Below are 7766 nucleotides of genomic sequence, written 5' to 3'. Positions count from 1 at the left end.
GCTGCCATTCAGAGTCACCTTGCCGATCGCGGTGGATACCTGCGACTGGCCGAGACAATTACAAGCTTTCTTGCACGGCTACGCGCAACCGCGAAGACGTTAGATGTTTCAGAGCGCCAACGTATCGTCCGACTCCTCGTCAAAGAAATCCTGGTCTCCAATGACACAATCGTGATTCGCCACTCGATTCCTGCGCCAAGCGGTTCACCCGCCGGTGGCGGACCGACTTCGCCCCCTGGAGGCGGCCACCCGTCGGTCGGCGACGCAAGTTACCTTTTGCGTACGGGGAGTAGTAAGCCCATCCTGGCGAATCTGTTTCTGCATCATGCGTTCGATATGTGGATGGCGAGAACCTTTCCTCATCCCGTTTGAGCGCTACGCGGATGACGTCATTTGTCACTGCAAGAGCGCCGACGAGGCGCAGGCGTTATGGAGCGCGCTTGCCGACCACTTTGCGGCCTGCGAGTTGGTGCTGCATCCGGAGAAGACGAAGATGGTCTATTGCAAGGATGCGAACCGGCGTGGCGATTTTCCGAACCAGTCGTTCGACTTTCTCGGGTTCTCATTCCGAGCAAGAAAGACGGTATGGCAAGGAACTATCCACGCGCACGGCTTCATGCCCGCGGTAAGTCCAAAAGCGCTGAAGGCCATCAGCCGGACGATCCGGCGCTGGACTCTTCACCATCACAGCGACAAGTCCCTGCAGGATCTGGCCAAGGCCTACAATCCGTACACTCAAGGCTGGATCAACTACTACGGCCCCTTCCATCGGACGCAGTTGCGTCCGACCCTGAAGAGGATCGATGCCTTTGTCATCCCCTGGGCGCGCCGCAAGTTCAAGCGGCTGCGTCGCAAGACCAAAGGGGCACGAGATTGGTTTGAGCGGCTTTGCCGCGCAAATCCGACTCTCCTCGCTCACTGGCTGTCAATCGGCCCTTTAATTGCGAGGTGTTGTCAAGCTGCCATTCTTTGTCTCCAGTGGCACGACGGCAGCGATCACTTCGTCGGAGCTGGTCGGGGTTGCGGAGACGGAGTGATCGCGGGTGACGAGAGAATCGTCAGCCGGAATTGGCCTGAGGCCCGGCCTCTTTAACGGGTCAACTTATTCGCGTTGATGTCGCAGCTGGGGTCATGGTCCTTCCCGACGTAGCGGGCGCCTCATGTTGATGTCCGGATCCGACGCCTCAACGTTTGCAGCGGAGTGCGGACAAGCCGCCGCCAGCCGATTGAACGAGGTCGTCGCGATCACCGTCCACGTGTCCATAGCCGATATCGAAGACGCGTGACCGATTTGCCGCTCGCAGGGCGGATCGTCCAGCTCCTGGTAATCGCTCGCCGCTTCCGCTGCGACGCCGTCCTGTGCGGGCGCCAAATCTTCACTGAGCGCTTCGCCGAGGGGATTCTGGCGCCGTCGGCCCGACCCACGGCGAGGATGGATTCGATCGTTCATCACCTCGGCCTGGCGCTTGGCGGTCGACCGGCGGCAGGCTTCGCAAAGCGGCTGATGTTGCCGGTGAGTAAGGATACGCTGCTGCGCGTGGTCCGACGCCGTCACCGTCCGCCGGCCGACCCGCTCAAGGTCATCGGCACTGATGATTGGGCCTGGCGGCGCAATCACCGATACGCCAGCATCGTCTGCAACCTGGAAAGGCGCCGGATCGTTACCCTGCTGCCAGATCGTGAGCCCGCGACCGCCCAAGCCTGGCTTGCCGGTCATCCCACGATCGCGATCGTTGCCCGGGTCCGCGGCGGGGGATATGGCGAAGCGGCCGCAAAGGCCCTGCCGCACGCGGTACAGGTCGCCGATCGTTGGCATTTGATGGAGAATGCCAGTCGGGCCTTCCTTGACGCCGTCCGAAAATCGATGCGCCAGATCCGCACCGTCATCGGCGCGACCACGATCGATCCCAAGCTGCTCACCGCGGCCGAGCGCCTGCAGTATGACGGATATCTTCGCCGCGAAGAGACCAATGCAACTATCTTGGCTTTGTCGAAAAGCGGAACACCGATCAAGCAGATCGTACGCAAGACTGGCCATAGCAGGAAGCTGGTTCGACAGGTGATCCGTGGCGAACGCCATGATGTCTTCCGGACCCGGCAGAGTTCGCTCGATCATCACCTGCCATGGCTCGACGATCAGTGGGTTGCCGGCCGCCGAAACGGGACTGAACTTTGGCGACGTCTAAGGACGCGCGGCTTCCGAGGCTCTCTTCGTGTTGTCGCAGAATGGGCAACCCGCAGACGGCGGGTACTCGCAATCAACCGATTCGGAGCGCTACCATGAAGCAATACGTCGGGTTGGATGTCTCACAACGGGAAACTTCAGTCTGCGTAATCGACGAAAGTGGACGAGTAACGTTCGAAGGCAAGGCCAAGTCCGAACCTGGAGCATTGACCGAGCTACTTTGCAAGCGTGCGCCAAATGCTGAGCGTATCGGTTTTGAAACTGGAGCGATGGCGAGCTGGCTTTGGCACGAGCTCCGACGCGTTAACCTTCCTGTCGTCTGTGTCGATGCTCGCCACGCACATGCCGTACTCTCGACCCGCTTGAATAAGAGCGATCAGAATGACGCCCGAGGACTGGCCGAGCTGGTCAGGGTCGGCTGGTACCGAGAAGTGAAGGTCAAGAGCGAAGAGAGCCAAAGGACCCGGGCCGTTCTCGTGGCGCGATCTCGTCTGGTCGCAATCCGAAGGGATATCGAAAACCAAGTCCGCAGCATCGTCAAAGAGTACGGCCTGCTGTTCCCAAGAGCTATAGGCCTTCAGTTTCGGAAGCAGGTCAACGACTTGTTGGGTGATGATCACCACCTGCGTTCCGTGGTTGATCCTCTCTTGCTGGTCCATGATCAGGTCTGTCGGCAGCAAAGTAAATAGACGACGAGATTCGGCGGCTCGCAAAAGCGGATGAAACGACGCGCGCCTGATGACGGTCCCGGGCGTGGGCGTCGTAACCGCCCTGACGTTCAGGCACACGGTCGACGGTCCGTCGCGCTTTCGATCTGCGGCGGCCGTTGGAGCCTATCTCGGGCTTACGCCTCGACGCAACCAGTCCGGCGAGATCGATCAGAACGGCCGAATCTCACGCTGGGGCGATCGACTGCTGCGAACTTATCTCTACGAAGCCGCAACTGTCCTGCTCTACCGTACGAAGAAATGGGAATCGGCTGGCCCCGGCTTGTCCGCACTCCGCTGCAAACGTTGAGGCGTCGGATCCGGACATCAACATGAGGCGCCCGCTACCTCGGAAAGGACCATGACCCCAGCTGCGACATCAACGCGAACAAGTTGACCCGTTAAAGAGGCCGGGCCTCAGCCAATTCCGGCTGACGATTCTCTCGTCACCCGCGATCACTCCGTCTCCGCAACCCCGACCAGCTCCGACGAAGTGATCGCTGCCGTCGTGCCACCGGAGACAAAGAATGGCAGCTTAACAACACCTCGCAATTAAAGGGCCGATTGACAGCACTGGCAGCTATGTCATGGCAACGGCCGAACATCGGGAGCCGTATGAATCGAGAGGTTCACGTACGGTTCTGGGAGCGCCCGGAGGTGAAAGCCCTCCGGGCGACTCGACATGGGGTTCCGGAAAGCTGATCGCATGGTGCGCGTTCGCGCCAAACGCCGGTGCACCAGCGATCGTCGGCCACCTGGCAATTTGGCGGTGTATGCCGCGACTCAGGAGGCAGGAGCGCCCTCGGCGCCAAAGGGCTCAATCGTTGGCTCCCGTTGAAGAGTACGTGGGGTGTTGTCCAATCACCTCAGAACCCACTGTCGAGAGACGATCATGGTCACTCGATGCTCCGTGTTGTCGTTTTTCGGCCGTGTCCCGTTGAGGACGCGTATGTCCGGGAGCCGACGCTGTGGCGTAACTATTCCGACAATACAGCGCAAAGCACATGGTTTTCGTTCCTCAAAAAAGCCCCGCGCGAGCGGACTTTGGTGGCACGTCGATTGCTGGGACACGGAAAAGGATCCGCATGACCATGCAATCCAGTCGTCGCCGCAGGAGTTCAAATGAAACTTGCTCGATCCAAACAAGTCAGCGCCATAGCTGTACGGTTGAGTGCGGTCGGTATCGCATGCATTCGCATTAGCCAAAACATCTGCCTCTCGTCGACAATCTGTAGTCGTCTCCGTGTACCACCGAGCGCATCGCGACCTGCGAACGGAGCTGCAGCGAGTGGGGCGCGAATGCAGCTCGCTGATTGAAACGCGCCGCTTCAGTAACGAGCAAGACGAGATTGATGTGGTACGGCCGCGGCTGCCAGCGCGGCTTTCCTACACGAAAGCTAATGGAGTCCCCAACAGATGAACGCGCCCAGCTATTCCGAAGCCCTGGAATTTGCGATCGACCGCTCGTACGAGATCAATCTCGACATGTTGAGATCGCGAAATCTGCACCTGGACGCGCACAACGACTATCTCGTCGGCACATATCCTCCTCTCAAGGCAATGGGTGACCTGGATGCCGAAAGATTGTTGACTCAGGTCGCCTCGTCAATTGACCTCTATTTTCATATCCCATTCTGTAATCAGTATTGCACGTTTTGCCACTTCGCCAAGGAAATCAATCCATCTTCCGAGCGAGTGGAACGCTATTTGGCGGCCTTAAATAAAGAAATGACTTGGTCGGGCGCGGCGCTTGCTGGGAGAGCTGTTGAGACTGCGTTTTTTGGAGGGGGCACTCCCTCATTTTTGACGAACCATCAACTCAAAACGCTATTTGCCATGGTTAACGAGCGCTTTGATTTGTCGAAGTCAGAAGTAAGTTTTGAGTTGCATCCCTCGCTTGTGAAGCATGCGGACGCCGCGGATCGCATCTCGACTCTACTTAGAGGCGGAGTAAACCGCTTCGTACTGGGCGTTCAAAGTCTAGATCGGGATATTTTGCGTATATTGAACCGCGGGCACGGTCTGGAGGAGGTGATACAACTCGTGACATTGCTGAACGAGATGGGCGTTGAGAATCTATCGCTTGACCTCATGTATGGGCTGCCGCAGCAAACGCTTCGGAGCTGGTACGACTCAATAATCGGGCTGTTGGACATTGGAATAGAGAAGTTCAACGTATTCCCGTTGATGTTTAAATTGACTGACCCCGTGGCCCGCCATTTGGCTATGGGACGCTATCAATTCGCCGGGGCCAAGGAGCGCATTATAATGCACTTCATGGCGGAGCACATCCTCACGAAGCTCGGTTATCGCTATGGACCAATTTTCTATTGGACTAAGAGGTCGCAGCCGCACTCCGTTCAACAAAGCCGTAAATACGATTCCTGGAACGACAATAATCTCGTCCCGTTTGGGGTGGGTGGATTTGGCTACATGAGCCAGTGCCAGTTCTACAACGAGGCAGATCTAGATCGCTATCTACGTAGGGTCGAAGCCGGCGAGAAACCAGTGTGGAAGGGGGTTGTACTGTCCCAGGACGACCTCATGCGCCGAACATTAATGTTTGCCTTGCGAAGCAGCGGAGTGCTGCTCTCCCGCTTCGAGCGCGAATTTGGAGTATCGCTAGAAGAATACTTTTTCGGCGAGCTTGAAATCTTAAGGGAGGCAGGCCTCGTTCGCATTTCAAACGATGGCGTGCTTTCGTTAACCGACGCCGGAATTATCAACTCGGGCGCTGTATCGTTGCTATTTTTCTCTGAGAATGTACTTGAGCGGGTCGCGTACAACGATAGCAGGATAACAGACAAACAAACGGATCTAATCGAAAAGCACGACTACTCGCCCGCCGCAAGATATGGGTCGAGTGCAGAAATGCAAGCTGTTTTTCGATGAAGTGGGGGAGCGCTCGTCTATGGTCGCTACGTTGTCCTTTTCCACTCCGGAACAGCAGCGCCGTCGGGCGCGGCAGATATTTTCTCATGTGTCCGATAGCTTCGATCGCGGGCAACGGAAACGGCCGCTTGGGCTTGTCAGCAATGTTGTCGCCGATCAACTGCCGCACTTCATTGCCGAGATCAAAGGCAGTGAACGGCCAGATGAAGCGGTCAAGGCTCTTGGAAGTAGCATTAATGCGATGATTGCATCGGCTGACCATGATGGACAGCTGCTGAAGTTGCCGGATCCCGACTTCGCCGTCGCTAAGACAGACGTCCAATATCTCGTCAATTGTGCTTATCAGATGTCGGCGTTTGCCGGCCTTGATCCCGTGCAGGCGGAGTTGACGGTGGGAGAGGCGCTGAGCCGTCTCGCCCGCTTAAGCTGCCAGCGACAGCCTAGCATTGAGGTTCTCTCCTATGAAGATATGATCCTGACGAATCCAGTGCAGAGCGATCCTCGCATATATTGCCTTGGCGCCGCCGGGGTCGAGGAGCGAGACTTTTGCTTGGGTCATCAACTCATCGAGAGCGAGCTAAAATTGGCAATCGCAGCTCTACTTGAATTGCGTGATGCGGCTGACGCGGACGCTCATCAATGTCTTGCGCTATGCTTGGAACGCCTTGAGTCAGCGAACTATGTTCTGGCCCGATTTTTTGAACATATGTCGCCCGACCTATTTAGCCAATTTCGTGTGTTTTACGGAAAAAACCCTTACAAGAATAGGCTTGGCCCAAGCGGTCGGTTTTCTGCCCGGGTCGTGGCGGTCTCGGTGCTACTGGTCGGCGAAGAACTCTTTCAGCAGAAGCCGCAATACTATAGGGATTTGTATCGGCTGTCCGAATACTATCCGCAGGGAGACATTCACGAGGTATTCCGCTGGTTGTCACCAGATGACAAAGGCGCGGAGCCCACGCCAAGTTGGCTGGAAGGGAAAGCGGACTTTCCTGGGTTTGCAACCATTTCGCCCGTCATCGAACGCTATGGTGGAGAAGTCCGAAGGCTGCGCGCTTCGTGTGTTTGTGCGCTGGAACAGTTTACCCGGATGCACCGTACTACGGCTTTGAAATATACGGTTGAACCGGGTCGTCCAATTGTCGGAGTCGAGGCTTCGGAAAGTGTTGAGGCTGTCCTTTCACAGCGGCTGTTAACGGCGGCGCGATAGCCGGCGGTATTTGGCTAGCTAAAACATGTAGTGATGCTGAGAGGCGCAGGCATCCGACACGGGTCCAAAGGTGGCGTTCGATGTCTCAGGACGAAGTGATGTTTCGTCAATTTGAGTCAGGAGATACTGATGATGTGTGGCATCTGCATAGACGCGCATCGGAGGCGGTTGGTGTGTGTGGCCCGGAAGGAGCGTGGGAGGATGATTTACGAAACATTGGAGAAATATACATCGCGTCAGGCGGAGACTTCGTAGTTGCGCATATTGGTTCCAAGCTCGTTGCCATGGGTGGATTGAAGCTTATTGACGATGACGTCGCAGAGCTGAAGCGTATGCGAGTCGATCCTGCCTTTCGACGGCGAGGGCTTGGGACGAGGATTCTTACTGAATTGGAAACGCGAGCCGCCGCCCTGGGATTCAAGCGGATAGTACTCGACACGACAAAGATCCAAGTAGGGGCTCAAAGACTTTATGAGGCCGCTGGCTACGTTCGCCGTAAGGAAGGGATGTTGCACGGATATGAAGTGATCTTCTACGATAAGCGGCTTGTCGGCCGGGATGAGCCACGTCACATAATCAACGAGGTTGTGGGCCTGGAGAATCCACGCTAGCCCTGTAGGGACCTGGCGTCGTGAAAGGCTGAAGCAGGTGAAGGCGCTGGAGTTCGGCTCGCGTCGACTGAGGAGAAGCGCGGGCGCCGCGGAAGCGGTTTCGTCGTCCGTGAAGAAGCTCCCAAGTCATTGAGCGGGAGTCGAATTTTGGATCGGAGCGAGGT

The 7766-nt window shown here is 56.9% G+C and carries 4 protein-coding genes and 3 pseudogenes; all 7 read left to right on the top strand.

Annotated elements, in window-relative coordinates; translation table 11 throughout:
* Positions 1–372: pseudogene (locus tag CWO89_RS48460) on the top strand (hypothetical protein); the annotation flags it as partial.
* On the top strand, positions 326–1093 hold the full coding sequence (locus CWO89_RS37785; RefSeq protein ID WP_245475147.1) for a group II intron maturase-specific domain-containing protein: 768 nt from the start codon (positions 326–328) through the stop codon (positions 1091–1093). The pseudogene CWO89_RS48460 and the gene CWO89_RS37785, both read left to right, overlap by 47 nt.
* Positions 1094–1255: 162 nt before the next feature.
* Positions 1256–2263, top strand: a pseudogene (locus tag CWO89_RS37780) (ISL3 family transposase); the annotation flags it as partial.
* Between the two features lie 17 nt (positions 2264–2280).
* A pseudogene (locus CWO89_RS37775) lies at positions 2281–3163 on the top strand (IS110 family RNA-guided transposase); the annotation flags it as partial.
* Between the two features lie 1145 nt (positions 3164–4308).
* Positions 4309–5784, top strand: a complete 1476-nt coding sequence (locus tag CWO89_RS37770; RefSeq protein ID WP_165421495.1) for a coproporphyrinogen-III oxidase family protein — start codon at positions 4309–4311, stop codon at positions 5782–5784.
* On the top strand, positions 5756–6991 hold the full coding sequence (locus tag CWO89_RS37765; RefSeq protein WP_245476761.1) for a hypothetical protein: 1236 nt from the start codon (positions 5756–5758) through the stop codon (positions 6989–6991). The genes CWO89_RS37770 and CWO89_RS37765 overlap by 29 nt, the downstream gene beginning before the upstream one ends.
* Before the next feature lie 80 nt (positions 6992–7071).
* A complete protein-coding gene (locus tag CWO89_RS37760) occupies positions 7072–7602 on the top strand; it encodes a GNAT family N-acetyltransferase (protein WP_130583440.1) in 531 nt (176 codons plus the stop codon).
* Positions 7603–7766: the final 164 nt, after the last annotated feature.

The sequence above is a fragment of the Bradyrhizobium sp. Leo170 genome, assembly GCF_004296405.1.
In the GTDB taxonomy this organism is placed as follows: Bacteria; Pseudomonadota; Alphaproteobacteria; order Rhizobiales; family Xanthobacteraceae; genus Bradyrhizobium.
The sequence above is the reverse complement of the archived record's forward strand: the minus strand, read 5'-3'. Positions and strand labels throughout refer to the sequence as shown.